The sequence below is a fragment of the Bradyrhizobium sp. USDA 376 genome, from assembly GCF_054063675.1.
In genome coordinates, this window is the sequence record NZ_JBSSGN010000001.1 from 6,739,947 (window position 1) to 6,755,410 (window position 15,464).

General features: G+C 64.8%; 14 protein-coding genes and 1 pseudogene. 3 read left to right on the forward strand and 12 right to left on the reverse strand.

Features of this window, described 5'->3' with window-relative positions:
• Positions 1 to 26: 26 nt before the first annotated feature.
• From ACVJ19_RS31355 to eno, 12 genes and pseudogenes are all read right to left on the reverse strand, one after another.
• Positions 27 to 479, reverse strand: a complete 453-nt coding sequence (locus tag ACVJ19_RS31355; protein WP_018642238.1) for a nucleoside deaminase — start codon at positions 477 to 479, stop codon at positions 27 to 29.
• Positions 480 to 481: 2 nt separating this feature from the next.
• A pseudogene (locus ACVJ19_RS31360) lies at positions 482 to 788 on the reverse strand (DUF5076 domain-containing protein).
• A gap of 3 nt (positions 789 to 791) precedes the next feature.
• Positions 792 to 2,174: a pyruvate dehydrogenase complex E1 component subunit beta gene (locus tag ACVJ19_RS31365; RefSeq protein ID WP_453953003.1), complete on the reverse strand. Its 1,383-nt coding sequence runs from the start codon at positions 2,172 to 2,174 to the stop codon at positions 792 to 794.
• Positions 2,175 to 2,203: 29 nt separating this feature from the next.
• Positions 2,204 to 3,226, reverse strand: coding sequence for a pyruvate dehydrogenase (acetyl-transferring) E1 component subunit alpha (gene pdhA, locus ACVJ19_RS31370; protein WP_453953004.1), 1,023 nt, complete (start codon positions 3,224 to 3,226; stop codon positions 2,204 to 2,206).
• A gap of 255 nt (positions 3,227 to 3,481) precedes the next feature.
• A complete protein-coding gene (locus ACVJ19_RS31375) occupies positions 3,482 to 4,819 on the reverse strand; it encodes a glycerophosphodiester phosphodiesterase family protein (RefSeq protein WP_453953005.1) in 1,338 nt (445 codons plus the stop codon).
• Between the two features lie 192 nt (positions 4,820 to 5,011).
• The gene (gene adh, locus ACVJ19_RS31380; protein WP_453953006.1) at positions 5,012 to 6,529 is read right to left on the reverse strand and encodes an aldehyde dehydrogenase; all 1,518 of its coding nucleotides are present in this window, start codon (positions 6,527 to 6,529) and stop codon (positions 5,012 to 5,014) included.
• Between the two features lie 277 nt (positions 6,530 to 6,806).
• The gene (locus ACVJ19_RS31385) at positions 6,807 to 7,778 is read right to left on the reverse strand and encodes a GAF domain-containing protein (protein ID WP_453953008.1); all 972 of its coding nucleotides are present in this window, start codon (positions 7,776 to 7,778) and stop codon (positions 6,807 to 6,809) included.
• A 206-nt stretch (positions 7,779 to 7,984) separates the two neighbouring features.
• Complete coding sequence (locus ACVJ19_RS31390; protein ID WP_453953009.1) at positions 7,985 to 8,302, reverse strand: FtsB family cell division protein; 318 nt, start codon at positions 8,300 to 8,302, stop codon at positions 7,985 to 7,987.
• Positions 8,303 to 8,517: 215 nt separating this feature from the next.
• Positions 8,518 to 9,069, reverse strand: coding sequence for an NADPH-dependent FMN reductase (locus ACVJ19_RS31395; protein WP_453953011.1), 552 nt, complete (start codon positions 9,067 to 9,069; stop codon positions 8,518 to 8,520).
• 182 nt (positions 9,070 to 9,251) lie between these two features.
• Positions 9,252 to 10,250, reverse strand: coding sequence for an MBL fold metallo-hydrolase (locus ACVJ19_RS31400; RefSeq protein WP_453953012.1), 999 nt, complete (start codon positions 10,248 to 10,250; stop codon positions 9,252 to 9,254).
• Between the two features lie 116 nt (positions 10,251 to 10,366).
• On the reverse strand, positions 10,367 to 11,506 hold the full coding sequence (locus ACVJ19_RS31405) for a zinc-binding dehydrogenase (RefSeq protein WP_453953013.1): 1,140 nt from the start codon (positions 11,504 to 11,506) through the stop codon (positions 10,367 to 10,369).
• 50 nt (positions 11,507 to 11,556) lie between these two features.
• Complete coding sequence (eno, locus tag ACVJ19_RS31410) at positions 11,557 to 12,840, reverse strand: phosphopyruvate hydratase (protein ID WP_453953014.1); 1,284 nt, start codon at positions 12,838 to 12,840, stop codon at positions 11,557 to 11,559.
• A gap of 174 nt (positions 12,841 to 13,014) precedes the next feature.
• On the opposite strand from eno, the gene ACVJ19_RS31415 reads away from it, so the two are divergent.
• The 3 genes from ACVJ19_RS31415 to ACVJ19_RS31425 all read left to right on the forward strand — a co-directional run bounded on the left by ACVJ19_RS31415 (position 13,015) and on the right by ACVJ19_RS31425 (position 15,396).
• On the forward strand, positions 13,015 to 13,992 hold the full coding sequence (locus ACVJ19_RS31415; protein ID WP_453953016.1) for a Vgb family protein: 978 nt from the start codon (positions 13,015 to 13,017) through the stop codon (positions 13,990 to 13,992).
• 137 nt (positions 13,993 to 14,129) lie between these two features.
• Positions 14,130 to 14,582 carry a preQ(1) synthase gene (gene queF, locus ACVJ19_RS31420; RefSeq protein ID WP_453953017.1) on the forward strand — a complete coding sequence of 151 codons (453 nt, stop codon included), beginning with the start codon at positions 14,130 to 14,132 and terminating at the stop codon, positions 14,580 to 14,582.
• Between the two features lie 16 nt (positions 14,583 to 14,598).
• Positions 14,599 to 15,396 carry a substrate-binding domain-containing protein gene (locus ACVJ19_RS31425; RefSeq protein ID WP_453953018.1) on the forward strand — a complete coding sequence of 266 codons (798 nt, stop codon included), beginning with the start codon at positions 14,599 to 14,601 and terminating at the stop codon, positions 15,394 to 15,396.
• Positions 15,397 to 15,464: the final 68 nt, after the last annotated feature.

Genomic DNA, 15,464 nt, shown 5'->3' on the forward strand with positions numbered 1-15,464 from the left:
CGACAGCGGAGACGAACAGACCAGGTTTAGTTGCCGATGTCGCCCTGCCAGAGGCGCTCATTGGCAGGGATGGAACGCCAATTCTTCATCATGGTGATGGAGCGGTCGTCGGCAAGGTCGATCCAGGGGATGCCGAACTTGTCGAGAATATCCTTGGATCCCTCGAAGGTGACGGATTCGCCGATCACCACCAGCTTGACCTTGAACAGGGCGAGCGCGCCGGCGCACATCGAGCAAGGCGACAGCGTGGTGTACATGACGGTGTCGTGGAACGTGATCGCGCCGGCCTCGCGCAGGCAGCTCATCTCGCCGTGCAGGATCACGTTGTTCTCCTGCACGCGGTTGTTGTGGCCGCGGGCGATGATCTTGTTGTCGCGCGTCAGCACGGCGCCGATCGGCAGGCCGCCCTGCGCGATCGAAGCCTCCGCCTCGCGGATCGCCTCCAGCATGAAATCGAAGTGATAGGATTCGATCGCCACTTTCAGTGTCCCTTCCCGCGCGGCGTCGTGGTGCCGGTGTCGGTGGGACGGACGCTCGATCTCGGCCTGGAACATGTCGAGGATCCGATTCAGCGCGTCTTCCTCGGTATATTCGCTCTCGCGCGCATAGGCGCGCGCGGCGTGGCGGGCGAGATCGACGAGCAGCAGGCCCCACATGTCGGGCTCCTCGAAGGCGCGCTGGAACGCCATCGACAGCCCGCCATCCAGCACGAACACGCGCAGGATCTCGACCGCATCCTCGCGGGTCATGACGTCGGGCGGTAGTGGCTGCTCCTTCGGGCCCGCCATGGTCTACCTGTAGCAGACGGCTTTGGCGGCCTCGACCACTTCCGCCGCCGAGGGCAGCGCGAGCTTCTCCAGGTTCGAGGCATAGGGCATCGGCACGTCCTTGCCGGAGACACGGGCGACCGGCGCATCCAGATAGTCGAACGCGTTCTCCATGATGCGCGCGGCGATCTCGGCGCCGACGCCGCTCTGGGCCCAGCCCTCTTCCACCGTGACCGCGCGGCCGGTCTTCTTGACGGAGTTGATGATGGTCTCGGTATCCATCGGGCGCAGCGTGCGCAGATCGATCACCTCGGCCTCGATGCCCTCCCTGGCGAGCTCGTCGGCGGCCTTCAGCGCATAGGTCATGCCGTTCGACCAGGAGATCAGGGTGACGTGGCTCCCGGAGCGCACGATGCGCGCCTTGCCGATCGGGATCACGAAATCGTCGAGCTTCGGCACCTCGCCGGTGTGCCCGTACAGCACCTCGTTCTCGAGGAAGATCACCGGATTGGGGTCGCGGATCGCGGCCTTGAGTAGGCCCTTGTAGTCGGCGGCCGAGAACGGCGCGACGACCTTGAGGCCCGGAATGTTCGAATACCAGGCCGAATAGTCCTGGCTGTGCTGGGCGGCGACGCGCGCAGCGGCGCCGTTCGGCCCGCGGAACACGATCGAGCAGCCCATCTGGCCGCCGGACATGTAGAGCGTCTTGGCCGCGGAGTTGATGATCTGGTCGATCGCCTGCATGGCGAAGTTGAAGGTCATGAACTCGACGATCGGCTTCAGCCCGGTCATGGCGGCACCGACGCCGACGCCGGCGAAGCCGTGCTCGGTGATCGGGGTGTCGATGACGCGCTTGGCGCCGAACTCCTGCAACAGACCCTGGGTGACCTTGTAGGCGCCCTGATATTCAGCGACCTCTTCGCCCATCACGAAGACGTCGGCGTCGCGGCGCATCTCTTCGGCCATGGCATCGCGCAGCGCTTCACGGATGGTCTGCGTCACCATCTCGGTGCCGGCGGGCACCTCGGGATCGGGTTCGGCAACGGCCTGCGGAGCGGGCGCGGCCTTCGGCGCAGGCGCTTCGGCCTTTGCTGCAGCAGGCGGCGCGGACTCTGCAGCCTTCGCGGCCGGCGCAGGTGCTTTCGCAAGATCCGCCGCGCTTTCACCATCGGCGAGGATGGTCGCGATCGGCGTGTTCACCGCGACATCGGCGGTGCCCTCGGGGATCAGGATCTTGCCGAGCGTGCCCTCGTCGGTCGCCTCGACCTCCATGGTCGCCTTATCGGTCTCGATCTCGGCGATCACGTCACCCGACTTGATCGTCTCGCCCTCTTTCTTCAGCCATTTGGCAAGGTTGCCCTTTTCCATCGTGGGCGACAACGCGGGCATCAGCACTTGAATTGGCATATCGACTCCAAAAGAAAGCTTGCGCGCGTTCAGCGGTAAATGTCGGTCCAGAGCTCGGCGGCATCCGGCTCGGGATCATGCTGGGCGAAATCGGCGGACGCGTTGACGATGTCGCGCACCTCGGCGTCGATCGCCTTGAGATCGGCCTCGCTGACCTTGGCCGCCAGCAGGCGATTGCGGACCTGCTCGATCGGGTCCTGGTCGTGGCGGACCTTCTCGACCTCCTCGCGTGTGCGATATTTTGCAGGATCGGACATCGAGTGGCCGCGATAGCGGTAGGTCTGCATCTCCAGGATGAAGGGACCCTTGCCGGCGCGACACCAGGCGGCCGCCTCGTCGCCGGCAGCCTTGACGGCGCGGACGTCCATGCCGTCGACCTGCTTGCCAGGGATGTTGAAGGACGCGCCGCGCTTGGAGAAATCCTGTTGCGCCGAAGCGCGCGAGACAGAGGTGCCCATGGCATAGCGGTTGTTCTCGATGACGTAGATCACCGGCAGCTTCCAGAGCTCCGCCATGTTGAAGCTCTCATAGACCTGGCCCTGGTTGGCCGCGCCGTCGCCGAAATAGGTGACGCTGACATTGCCGTTGCCGCGATAGTTGTTGGCGAAGGCCAGACCCGTGCCGAGCGAGACCTGGGCGCCGACGATGCCGTGGCCGCCGTAAAAGTGCTTCTCCTTGCTGAACATGTGCATGGAGCCGCCCTTGCCCTTGGAATAGCCGCCGCGGCGTCCCGTGAGCTCGGCCATCACGCCATTGGCATCCATGCCGGTGGCAAGCATATGGCCGTGATCGCGATAGCCGGTGATGACCTGATCGCCCTCCTTCAGGGCCATCTGCATGCCGACCACCACGGCCTCCTGGCCGATATAGAGATGGCAGAAGCCGCCGATGGCGCCCATGCCGTAGAGCTGGCCGGCCTTTTCCTCGAACCGCCGGATCAGGAGCATGTCGCGGAGCGCCTTGAGCTCCTGCTCTCTGGTGAATTCCGGGGGCGAACCGCCGTCGGTCTTGTCCTGTGCAGCGCCTGCGGCGGCTTTCTTGGGTGCGGCCATGGGAATTCCGGGTCAGAGAAAACTTTCGCCCTCTCTAACCCAAGTCAAACGCCCTTGGAAAGCACCGCGGCGGCATGGCACGACTTTCATTATGCCGCACTGCAACGTGGCCGAAACTTTGCAAAACCTTTGGGCCTGATCAGGCAACTTTAGCTCACCCGCCAGCGAACGTGGCGCTTGCCACCCACGCAACGAAATTCGGGCGCGTTTATCGTCGGGTCTGATCCCTCGCACACGTCCGATTCGCCATGCCGCCTACCAGCCCAGCTCGCGCAAATACGCTGCGCGGGCCGCAACGCCGGTATGCGTGAAGTCGCTGAAGACCCCATCGACGCCGAGCCGGAAAAATTTGAGATATTCAAGGCTGGGATCACCGCGATAGTCGGCGGCGAGATATTTCTTCTCGTTCCGGAAGGTGAAGACGTGCACGAACAGGCCGAGCTTGTGCGCATCGGTGACGAGGCTGGTCGGTTCCTGTGTCGAAGCCTCCGGCGTCGATCCCTTGTAGGGCGTGCCGTCGGCATTGCTGTCCTTCCACGGCGCGATCTTGAGTGGAACGATATAGGCCTTCCACGGACCGATGCCGTCGGCATAGGTCTTGATCTCGGCAAGCCCCTCCGGAGTCAGCATCGCATCGTAGAGGCGCGCAACGCCCGCAACCGTCCAGTCGAACGGACGCGAGCTCGTGATGTTGTTGAGGAGAACCTTGCCGGTTTTGAAGTCGATGCCGTTGCCGTCGATCAGCTGGACCTGCCGCGTCTGGAGCCCGTGGCTGCGCATATATTTCAGGCTGCCGGGCTCGAAGCTCTGGACCAGGATGGGGGCGTCCCTGGTGTTGAGGCCATTGTCCTTGATGATCTTGATCAGGGCATCCTCGAGCGGACGGCTGCCGGCCGCGCCGCAACCATTGGCGATCGCCTGGGCATTGTTCCAGGTCGGGTTCTTGGTTTCGGGGTAGACGAGGATGGACCGCCCGGTCTCCTTGCTCCTGGCCTTGGCGATGTCGATGACGTCCTGGAAGCTGATGATCGGGAGCTTGCCATTGAAGACCTTCGGCCGCTCGTTGGCCGCGTCATAGGTGGTGCCGGCGATCCATTCCTTCAGCTCGGCCATCGTGAAGTCGGTGATCGACCAGTCGTTGGTGTGGTCCTCGCCGTCCACGATCAATGACTTCAGCACCGATTTCGGATCAGCCGGATCGGTGAGATCCGTCAGGTAATCGGCAGGCGCGCTCGGGGAAGCCGGCGCCTTGACGCGCACGCCGGGCACCGTGCGCTTGCGCGCGGCCACGGTCGCATTGGTCTTCGCAACCTCGGCAATGTCAGTGTTGTCGCTGAGCCAGGGATTATGCCGCACGACCAGCACGCAATCCTTGGTCAGGTGCAAATCCTCTTCGAGCGCGTCGGTCCCGACGGCAGAAGCGAGGTCATACGAGGCCTCGGTCTCTTCCGGCACCAGTCCCGGCAGGCCGCGATGTCCGAGGACCAGGGGCGCCTTTCCATCGACGGTCAGGAATGGTTTTGCGCCCGATGGCGCGGCGCCGGTCTGCGCGAGGGCCATCGACAGCGGGAACATCGCTGCACCGAACAGCATCCCTCCAAAATACATTGTCCGTCGAGAACGAGGGTTCCGCATCACCAAGCCTCCGTCTTTGCCCGGCATTGCAGCGAATGCCGGCAGCGCCGAACCCAGATAGGCGCGGCGCTGCCGTCTTGTCCCAATTCTCTGACAGATCGATGACGGTGGAACGGGCGGCGCAGGGTTGCGTCGCCCTATCCGGCTCGATCAGAAGAAGCCGAGCTTTTTCGGGCTGTAGCTGACCAGGAGATTCTTGGTCTGCTGATAGTGATCGAGCATCATCTTGTGGGTCTCGCGACCGACGCCCGACTGCTTGTAGCCGCCGAACGCCGCATGCGCGGGATAGGCATGGTAGCAATTGGTCCAGACCCGGCCGGCCTGGATCGCGCGGCCGAAGCGATAGCAGCGGTTGGCATCGCGGCTCCAGACGCCGGCCCCGAGGCCATAGAGCGTGTCGTTGGCGATCGCGAGCGCTTCGTCATCGTTCTTGAAGGTCGTGACCGAGACGACCGGGCCGAAGATCTCCTCCTGGAAGATGCGCATCTTGTTGTGGCCCTCGAACACCGTCGGCTGGACGTAGAAGCCGCTGGCGAGATCGCCGCCAAGCTCGGCGCGACCGCCGCCAGCCAGCACCTTGGCTCCTTCCTGCTTGCCGATGTCGATATAGGAGAGGATCTTTGCGAGCTGCTCGCTCGAGGCCTGCGCGCCGATCATGGTGTCGGCCACACGCGGATCGCCCTGCTTGATCGCGGCGACGCGCTTCAGCGCCCGCTCCATGAAACGGTCGTAGATGTCGGCATGGACCAGCGCCCGGCTGGGACAAGTGCAGACCTCGCCCTGGTTCAGCGCGAACATGACGAAGCCCTCGATCGCCTTGTCGAAGAAATCGTCGTCCTCGGCGGTGACGTCCTTGAAGAAGATGTTCGGCGACTTGCCGCCGAGCTCCAGCGTGACAGGGATGAGGTTCTGGCTGGCATATTGCATGATCAGCCGGCCCGTCGAGGTCTCGCCGGTGAAGGCGATCTTGGCGATGCGCGGGCTGGACGCCAGCGGCTTGCCGGCCTCGAGGCCAAAGCCGTTGACGATATTGAGGACGCCAGGCGGCAGCAGGTCGGCGATGATCTCGGCCCAGACCATGATCGAGGCCGGGGTCTGCTCGGCGGGCTTGAGCACCACGCAATTGCCGGCGGCCAGCGCAGGCGCAAGCTTCCAGCAGGCCATCAGCAGCGGGAAGTTCCAGGGAATGATCTGGCCGACCACGCCGAGCGGCTCGTGGAAATGATAGGCGATGGTGTCGTGATCGATCTCACCGATCGAGCCTTCCTGGGCACGCACCACGCCGGCGAAATAGCGGAAATGATCGATGGCGAGCGGCAGGTCGGCGGCGCGGGTCTCGCGGATCGGCTTGCCGTTGTCCCAGGTCTCGGCAACCGCGAGGCGCTCGAGATTCTCTTCCATGCGGTCGGCGATCTTGTTCAGGATCGCGGCGCGCTCGGCGACGCTTTTGCGCCCCCAGGCGCCCTTCGCAGCATGCGCCGCATCGAGGGCTGCCTCGACGTCCTGCGCGTCGGAGCGCGCGATCTTGCAGACGATCTGGCCGTTCACCGGCGAGGCATTGTCGAAATACTTGCCGGCAGCCGGCGGGACGAACTTGCCGCCGATGAAATTGTCATAGCGTTCGGCGAAGGGATGCTGGGTGACGCCGAGGAATTCCACCTTGTTCATTTGATCACTCCCGATGTTGCTGTTTGCGCTTGTCGTCGCGTGTTCGCGACTTGCGCAGACGATGATGCGGGAGGCGTTTTCTGTCAGCCCGGGCGGAAGCGATGGCGGAGCGGACCTGTCGCAGTTCTGCGACAGTCGTGGGCTGCACCGGCGTGCTCAGTCCTCATCCTGAGGAGTGCGCCCTTGCGCGCGTCTCGAAGGATGGCTGCAGATGCAGTGGGGGCTTGCATGGTTCGAGACGACCGCTTCGCGGTCTCCTCACCATGAGGGATAGAGCTCAGTGGTTCAGCTCGAACCGCTTGAGCTTCCGGTGCAGCGTGGCGCGGCTGACGCCGAGGGCCTTGGCGGCGGCGGAAACATTGCCGCCTGCGCGGAGCAGCGCCCGCTGCAACACCGCGCGCTGACCGCCGGCAAGGTGGTCGCGCGCGATATCGCCGCCGAGCAGATCGGCCGCGGGCACTGGCCGCAACGGGCGGCCGGGCGCGATCCCAAGTCCAATGCCAAGTCCGACCCGGGCGGAACGGGTCGCGCCGATCACGAGATCGTCCGCATCGACGGCCACGAGGCCGCCGCACTGGCCGTCCGCGGCCGGCGTCAGCACGATGCGGGCATGGGCGAAGGCGCGGCGGAACATGTCGGCCTCGATGCGTTTGGCCGCCTCGCCCGCCGCCAGCGCGATCAGACTGGAGAACGCATCGGTGCGGTCGGCGCGGCAGGAGGAGACGTCGAGCACGCCGGCAAACGCCGCCTCGTGGTCGTAGATCGGAACGGCGGTGCAGCTCAGAAGCGTGTTGCGGGTGAAGAAGTGCTGGTCGCGATCGATCGTCAGCGGCCGCTGCTCGACGACGCAGGTGCCGATGCCGTTGGTGCCCTCGTGCTCCTCGCTCCAGAGCGCGCCGGTCCACAGGCCCCAGGACTGGAACGTCGCATCGTCCGCGGGCGTGCCGCGACGGTCGACCGGCACCCCCTCGCCGTCGGCGAGCAGCACGCAGCAGCCGGCCGCGCCCACCGCCTGATAGAGCCGGTCCATGGCGCCCTGCGCGGCGGCCAGCAACGGCGCGATGCGCTCGCGCGCCTCGCGCAGTTCCGCCTCCGTCAGCCGCTGCGGCAGGCCGCGGCCGGAGGGGTCGAGATGATGCAGTCGGGAGGAACGGCGCCAGGAGGCCACGAGCGCGGAACGAGCCGCCTGGCCTGATGCGATGGCGGCCTCGACACGGGCCGCGTGATGCTGGGGGGCTTGCCCATTCATCACCGTTTCCTCCGGATGGCAATCTTAAGGCGTGCCGGCGCGGCCAGGTTGATCTTTGTCAACCTTGGGGGCAGCGCGTCGAACAAGCCATGCCCCCGCCGGCGCTACTCCGTCAAGGCTGCCGCCTTGCGACCTTGGTGTGATGGAGAAGCAACTGCCGGTCCAGCGCCAGCTTTCGAGGCCGGTTTCGAATAGCGCGGAAAGCGCTACTTCGCCGGAATTATCCGAACGAGATCATGCGGATTGACGTAGTCGAGCTGGAACCGGGCCCGCTCGTCCAGCATGTCGGGATCGATCCTCGCGGTGCGCAGCAGCGAGACGCGCTGCTCGCTCCTGGCACGCTCGCGCTTGAGCTGCGCCAGCTCGCTCGTCAGCGCGATGATCTCCTGATCAAGTTCCTGGCGCGCGTTGAGGCCGTACTTGCCGGTATATGCGTTGACGCCGAAATAGCCGACGATGGCGGCCGCCATCGCATAGAGGGCGAGACCGGTCAGGATCGATTTCAGGCGTGCACGGGAGACCATCTTGGGATGATGGGGCAGCTTGGTTAAGGGAGCGCTAACGCCAAACCATCCCTGCCTCTCCGCGGCCCGTGACACGCGACCCTCATGGTGAGGAGGCCGCATAGCGGCCGTCTCGAACCATGAAGGCCCCGGTGTCCCCGCGGCCATCCTTCGAGACGGCGCTGACGCGCCTCCTCAGGATGAGGACTTTCAGTGCGGCCGCGAGGTATTCAGCCTCAGCCGTGATGCTTCCCCACGTGGGTGGCGAAGGCGTCGATGTAGGCCTGCAGCACACCCTTCAGCGAGTCCTTGGCGAGGTTGCCGTCCGCATCGAAGGCGTCGCCGACGGCGTTCAGGTAGGTCTCGGGCTGCTGCATGATCGGGCCGGTAATGCCCGGCAGGATGTTCTGCAGCGTCTTGGCGGCGCTGACGCCGCCGAGCGGTCCCGGCGAGTTCGACATGATGCCGACCGGCTTGCCGTTGAACGAGCTCTTGCCATAGGGCCGAGAGGCGACGTCGATGGCATTCTTCAGGGCGCCAGGAATGGCGCGGTTGTATTCGGGGGTGACGAAGATGACGCCGTCCGACTTCTGCAGCTTGTCGCGGAAGGCCAGCCAGTCCGCGGGCGGCGCGCCCTCGAGGTCCTGATTGAAGAAGGAGATGCCCGCCGGCGTGACGACCTCGAGCTTGAGCGAGGCCGGCGCGAGCTTGGCGAGCGCATTGGCGATCTTGAGCGAAAAGCTGTCCTTGCGCAGGCTGCCGGCGATAACGACGATGTTGTAGGCCATGGGTGTCCTCGAGGGCTTGAGCGGGAGTGCCGGGGCGGCACTTAAGCGATCCGGCGCGATGGATGCAAGTGCATGAACCGGTGCGATTTGGAAACACTGAGTTTCTCGAAAGCAGATGGTCGTCCAAAACAATCAGGCCGCCCAGCGGCGGCCTGATGTTTCGCACAAACGTCTCGCCCGGATCAGATCGTTGGATTCCAGGCCGACGGGATCAGGCGATATTTGGCGCCGTCCTTCTCGACGTGACCGACCGAGGGGAAGGTGAAGTGGAAGCCGATCACGGTGGCCTTCTCCGCCGCCGCCATGTCGTAGAACTTGTGGCGCGTCGCCTGCGCCAGCGCGGCGTCAGTGTCGAACATCACGTGCCAGTCCGGATTGCGCAGGAAGAATTCCGGAATGTTGGTGACATCGGACTGGATCAGGACCTTGGCATCGCCCGAGGCGACCGCGAACGAGGTGTGGCCGGGCGTATGGCCGGGGGTCGCGATCGAGGTGATGCCGGGCGCCACCTCCTTGCCCCACTCGAACTTCGTCACCTTGGACTCAAGCCCGGCGAAGGTCTTCTTCACGTTGGCGAAGTAGTTCTTCATCATCGGATTGGACTCGGCCTTGGCGGCGTTGTCCTCGCTGGTCCAGAACTCCCAGTCCTTGCCCGGCACCATGATCTCCGCGTTCGGGAACGCGAGCGCGCCGTCGGCGAGACGGATGCCGTTGGTGTGATCAGGGTGCAGATGCGACAGCAGCACGACGTCGATGTTCTTGGGGTCGACGCCAGCGGCGGCAAGGTTTTGTAAGGTGCGGCCGACGGCGCCCTTGCTCGGCTCGAGATTGGCGACGCCGTTGCCGGTATCGATCAGCACGAGCTTGGAGCCGGTGTTGATCAGCTGCGGATTGAACGGCACCGTGACCATGCCCTTGGGCATGTAAGCGGCTTCGCCGGCGGCCGCGGCTTCTTCCTTCGGCACGTTGACGACGAACTTGTCGGGCATCGGGAAGGTGCGCGCGCCGTCGTTGATCGACGTACACTCCAAGCTGCCGACCTTGTAGCGATAGAAGCCCGGCGCCTGCGTCCCGGCTGGCGGCACTGAGGCATTGGCAGTGGTCGGGCGAAGTCCGGTGGCGGCAGCCGCACCGACGGCGGCGACGCCCGCGAGCAGATGACGACGATTGAGATCGGCCATGGAATGAAGTCCCCTTCTGAGCGCCTTTGCGGTTTTTCCGCTTTCAACGGCGGCGGGAATAATCCCCCGCTTCGCTCAGAAGGCAAGTCCTTCTTTCGGTGATCTGCCGTCGCACATCACGACAATTTATTTGGGTTGATGAGGAATTTTTCGCCGGTGGCGCGTTTGGCATACGACGCGATGTTGACGGGATCGAGTGCCTCGGGAAGCGACACCACCTTGGTGTAGTGGCTGGCGAAGGTGGTCTTCAGTTCGTTCACGACGCGCTGGCGCAGCCGTCCGATATCGGCCGGACCGATCTTCTGGAGGAACGGGGTCAAGAGCCAGCCGCCGACGCCCCAGGCCATGCCGAAGCCGCGCGGCAGCTCGATCGGACGGACATCGAGCGCGCCATAGACATAGACCTGCTTGTGCACGCTGGAGCCGTAGCGGCTGTATTCCTTGGCGGTCTTGTTGATCGCGACTTCCATGCAATTGAGGATGTCGCCGGCAAGCTTGCCGCCGCCGATGGCGTCGAAGGCGATGGTGGCGCCGGTCTCGACCAAGGCATTGGTGAGATCGTCGAGGAAGCTAGGCGCGCTGGAATCGACGATATATTTGGCGCCGATCTTCTTCAGGATCTCCGCCTGCTCCTTGCTGCGCACGATGTTGACCAGCGGGATGCCGTCGGCAAGGCAGATCTTGTTCAGCATCTGCCCGAGATTGGAGGCCGCCGCGGTGTGCACCAGCGCCTTGTGGCCCTCGCGCCGCATCGTCTCGGTCATGCCGAGCGCGGTGAGCGGATTGACGAACCAGGACGCGCCCTCCGCCGCCGTGGTGCCCTCGGGCAGCGGCTGGCAGTCCCTCGCCTTCAGGGTGCGGTATTGCGCGTACATGGCGCCGCCGATCATCGCGACCGTCTTGCCCATCAGCGCCTTCGCAGCATCCGACGAGCCGGTCTTGATGACGACGCCGGCACCTTCATTGCCGACCGGCAGCGACTGGTCGAGCCGCGCCCCCATCGCGCGCATCGCGCCTTGCGGCACGGTTGCCGTCATGACGGGCGCATCCTTCGTGCCCGAAGCCTTGGCCGTGCTCATGTCGGCGGCGCCGACGAGCAGGCCGAGGTCGGACGGGTTGATCGGCGTCGCCTCGACGCGGACGACGACCTCGTCCGCGGCGGGCTCGGGGGTCGGCACGTCGACCAGCGAGATTTCCAGCTCACCGCTCGCCTTGATCAGCGAACGCAGTTGCAGTCCGGTCTTGCCGTCGCTCATGTCGATCCTCCCCTGTCCTGTTTTTCGTGCTTTCGCGCGGTGACGCCGGCTTATGCCAGCGCCTTCAGTGCCGCCTTGCCGCCATACAGCGCCTGCTTGCCGAGCTGCTGCTCGATGCGCAGGAGCTGGTTGTATTTGGCGGTGCGGTCGGAACGCGCAAGGGAGCCGGTCTTGATCTGCCCGCAATTGGTGGCGACCGCGAGATCGGCGATGGTGGAATCCTCGGTCTCGCCGGAGCGGTGCGACATCACGGAGGTGTAGCCGGCCTTGTGCGCCATCTCGACGGCGGCGAGCGTCTCGGTCAGCGTGCCGATCTGGTTGACCTTGATCAGGATCGAGTTGGCGCGGCCGGCCTTGATGCCTTCGGCGAGGCGCTTGACGTTGGTGACGAACAGGTCGTCGCCGACGAGCTGGCACTTCTTGCCGACGAGGTCGGTGAGCTCCTTCCAGCCGTCCATGTCGTCTTCCGACATGCCGTCCTCGATGGTGACGATCGGATAACGCGAAACGAGGTCGCCGAGATACTTGGCCTGCTCGGAGATCGAGCGCGTCTTGCCCTCGCCTTCGTAGACGTATTTGCCGTCCTTGAAGAACTCGGTCGAAGCGCAGTCGAGGCCAAGCACGATGTCGGTGCCCGCCTTGAAGCCGGCCTTGCCGATCGCGTTCATGACGAAGTCGAGCGCGGCGTCGGCCGACGGCAGGTTCGGGGCGAAGCCGCCCTCGTCGCCGACATTGGTGTTGTGGCCGGCTTTCTTGAGCTCCGACTTCAGCGTGTGGAACACCTCCGCGCCGTAGCGCAGGCCCTCGGCGAAGGACGAGGCGCCGACCGGGAGGATCATGAATTCCTGGAAGTCGATCGGATTGTCGGCATGCACGCCGCCATTGATGATGTTCATCATCGGCACCGGCAGGAGCCGCGCCGAGGTGCCGCCGACGTAACGGTAGAGCGGCATGTCGAGCGAATTCGCGGCAGCCTTGGCGCAGGCCAGCGACACGCCGAGGATGGCGTTCGCGCCCAGCCGGCTCTTGTTCGGCGTGCCGTCGAGATCGATCATGATCTGGTCGATCTGGGCCTGCTGCTCGACGTCGAGGCCGCTCAGGGCCTCGAAGATCTCGCCATTGACGGCGCCGACCGCCTTGGTGACGCCCTTGCCGAGATAGCGGGCCTTGTCGCCATCGCGCAGTTCCACCGCCTCATGGGCGCCGGTCGAGGCGCCCGACGGCACGGCGGCGCGGCCGAGCGCGCCATCTTCCAGCACGACGTCGACCTCGACGGTGGGATTGCCCCGGCTATCGAGAATTTCGCGGCCGATGATGTCGATGATGGCGGTCATGATGTGCACTTCCGTTCGTTAGGGCTGATCGGTGCCGCGGGTCTTACACGGGCCGCAAGCAAATGTGAACGCTTGGACGAGCCGCTTCGGCTGACGCGTGAAGCACCCGGGACTAAGCTTGAGAACGCCGGGTCTGCGCGTCCATCCTCAATCCCAAGGAGTCGAGGTAACGCCATGAATCGCCGCCAGTTTCTTGCTTCGAGCGCCGCCGTCCTTGCCGCCCGCCCAAGCCTTGCGCAGGAGGCCTCGTTCCGGACAAAATATTTCCCGATCAGCGCCGGCATTGGCTTGCACGATCTCACGCCCGCCCCTGACGGCACGGTCTGGTTCACCGCCCAGGGCAAGGGCCTGCTCGGCAGGCTCGATCCCCGGGATGGCGGTTTCAAGACGGTCAGCCTCGGCCAGGGCGCCGCCCCGCACGGCGTGACGATCGGCCCCGACGGCGCCCCCTGGATCACCGAAGGCGGCCAGAACGCGATCGCGCGGGTCGATCCCGGCGATCTCAAGGTCACGCTGTTCCGCCTGCCGGAAAAGTTCGCCTCCGCCAATCTCAACACCGGCGTGTTCGACAAGACCGGGACCTATTGGTTCACTGGCCTGTCCGGATATTACGGCCGCCTCGCGCCGAAGTCGGGCGAGATGAGCGTGTTCAGGGCACCGAAGGGCATCGGGCCCTACGGCATCACCGTGACGCCCAAGGGCGACGTCTGGTACGCCTCGCTCGCCGGCAGCCATATCGCCAGGATCGACCTTGCGACGGGCAGCGCCCATGTCGTCGAGCCGCCGACACCCAACCAGGGCGCGCGGCGGGTCTGGTCGGATTCGAAGAGCCGGATCTGGGTCAGCGAGTGGAACAGCGGCCATGTCTCGGTGCATGATCCCGCCGACGGATACTGGAAGACATGGAAGCTGCCGGGCGAGCGTCCCCGCGCCTACGCGGTCTATGTCGACGACAAGGACAAGGTGTGGCTGACGGATTTTTCGGCCAATGCCATCGTGCGTTTCGATCCCGCCACCGAGACGTTCAACGTCTTCGTCAGCGACAAGGCCAACGCCAATGTCCGCCAGCTCGACGGCCGTCCGGGCGAGCTGTGGGGCTGCGAGTCCGGCAACGACCGGATCGTCATGATCCAGACGATCGCCTCGGGTTGACGACGGCCGCGATTGCGTCCATCCCGACATCCTCTAGAGCGCGATCTTATCGCGCTCTAGCCGTTTTTGATTGAGCATGATCTTTCGGAAAACCGGTGCCCACTTTTCCGGATCATGCTCCAAAGGATGTGACGACGATGGCGAAAAAATCCCTCCAGCTCGGCCGCGCGGTCGAATGGCCGCACACACCGGAAGAAGCCCAGCTCGATCGCGTGCCCAATCCGCAAGCCGGCACGGACTATCTGGTGCGCTTCACCGTGCCGGAATTCACCTCGCTCTGCCCGGTCACGGGCCAGCCGGATTTCGCGCATCTGATGATCGACTACGCGCCGGGTGCGTGGCTGCTGGAGTCGAAGTCGCTGAAACTCTACATCGCGAGCTTCCGCAATCATGGCGCCTTCCACGAGGATTGCACCGTGATGATCGGCAAGCGCATCGCGAGCGAGATCAAGCCGAAATGGCTGCGCATCGGCGGCTACTGGTATCCACGCGGCGGCATCCCGATCGACGTGTTCTGGCAGACCGGCCGCGTGCCGAAGGGCCTGTGGGTGCCCGAGCAAGGCGTCGCGCCCTATCGCGGGCGGGGCTAATAGGAGAAGAACAACAATGAAATCGATGTCAGCGACATTCCGCAGCGCTGCCCTGGGCCTTCTGAGCGTCGTTTGGCTCACCGGCGCCTCCAACGCTGCCGAAGTCCGGGTGATGATCTCGGGCGGATTGACGGCTGCCTACAAGGCGCTCGTGCCGGAATTCGAGAAAGCCACCGGCAACAAGGTGCTGACGGAATATGGGCCGTCGATGGGGACCACCACCAATGCGATTCCGGTGCGGCTCGAGCGCGGCGAGCCGGCCGATGTCCTGATCATGGTGGGCTATGCCCTCAACGACCTCGGCAGCAAGGGCAAGGTCGTGGCCGGCAGCCAGGTCGATCTCACCAAATCCCCGATCGGGATCGCCGTGAAATCGGGCGCGCCGAAGCCGGACATCAGCTCGGTGGACGCGGTCAAGCGTGCGCTGCTGGCGGCGAAAACCATCGCCTATTCCGACAGCGCCAGCGGCGTCTACGTCTCGACCGAGATGTTCGACAAGCTCGGCATTGCCGACGTCATGAAGGATAAGGCACGCAAGATTCCGGCAACGCCGGTCGGCGAGATCGTCGCGCATGGCGAGGCCGAACTCGGCTTTCAGCAGATCAGCGAATTGAAGCCCGTGAAGGGCATCGACATCGTCGGACCGCTGCCGAACGAATTGCAGAAGATCACGATCTTCTCGGCCGGGATTGCGACCGGCTCGAAGGAGCCCGAGGCTGGACGGGCTTTGATAAACTTCCTCGCCTCCCCCGCCGCACGCGAAGCGATCGTCGCGAGCGGGATGGAGCCGATCCCGACCGGTGGAGCGAACTGAGGCGAGCCGGACTCTTGCTTGTGTCCCGGACGCGGTGCAGCGTGAAACGCTGCGCCGCTGAGCCGGGA

Excerpts from the sequence above, each read along its gene's own strand:
- ACVJ19_RS31365 (WP_453953003.1), bottom strand. The coding sequence starts at position 2,174 with ATGCCAATTCAAGTGCTGATGCCCGCGTTGTCGCCCACGATGGAAAAG.
- pdhA (WP_453953004.1), bottom strand. The coding sequence starts at position 3,226 with ATGGCCGCACCCAAGAAAGCCGCCGCAGGCGCTGCACAGGACAAGACC.
- ACVJ19_RS31375 (WP_453953005.1), bottom strand. The coding sequence starts at position 4,819 with ATGCTGTTCGGTGCAGCGATGTTCCCGCTGTCGATGGCCCTCGCGCAG.
- adh (WP_453953006.1), bottom strand. The coding sequence starts at position 6,529 with ATGAACAAGGTGGAATTCCTCGGCGTCACCCAGCATCCCTTCGCCGAA.
- ACVJ19_RS31385 (WP_453953008.1), bottom strand. The coding sequence starts at position 7,778 with ATGAATGGGCAAGCCCCCCAGCATCACGCGGCCCGTGTCGAGGCCGCC.
- ACVJ19_RS31390 (WP_453953009.1), bottom strand. The coding sequence starts at position 8,302 with ATGGTCTCCCGTGCACGCCTGAAATCGATCCTGACCGGTCTCGCCCTC.
- ACVJ19_RS31395 (WP_453953011.1), bottom strand. The coding sequence starts at position 9,069 with ATGGCCTACAACATCGTCGTTATCGCCGGCAGCCTGCGCAAGGACAGC.
- ACVJ19_RS31400 (WP_453953012.1), bottom strand. The coding sequence starts at position 10,250 with ATGGCCGATCTCAATCGTCGTCATCTGCTCGCGGGCGTCGCCGCCGTC.
- ACVJ19_RS31405 (WP_453953013.1), bottom strand. The coding sequence starts at position 11,506 with ATGAGCGACGGCAAGACCGGACTGCAACTGCGTTCGCTGATCAAGGCG.
- eno (WP_453953014.1), bottom strand. The coding sequence starts at position 12,840 with ATGACCGCCATCATCGACATCATCGGCCGCGAAATTCTCGATAGCCGG.
- ACVJ19_RS31415 (WP_453953016.1), top strand. The coding sequence starts at position 13,015 with ATGAATCGCCGCCAGTTTCTTGCTTCGAGCGCCGCCGTCCTTGCCGCC.
- queF (WP_453953017.1), top strand. The coding sequence starts at position 14,130 with ATGGCGAAAAAATCCCTCCAGCTCGGCCGCGCGGTCGAATGGCCGCAC.
- ACVJ19_RS31425 (WP_453953018.1), top strand. The coding sequence starts at position 14,599 with ATGAAATCGATGTCAGCGACATTCCGCAGCGCTGCCCTGGGCCTTCTG.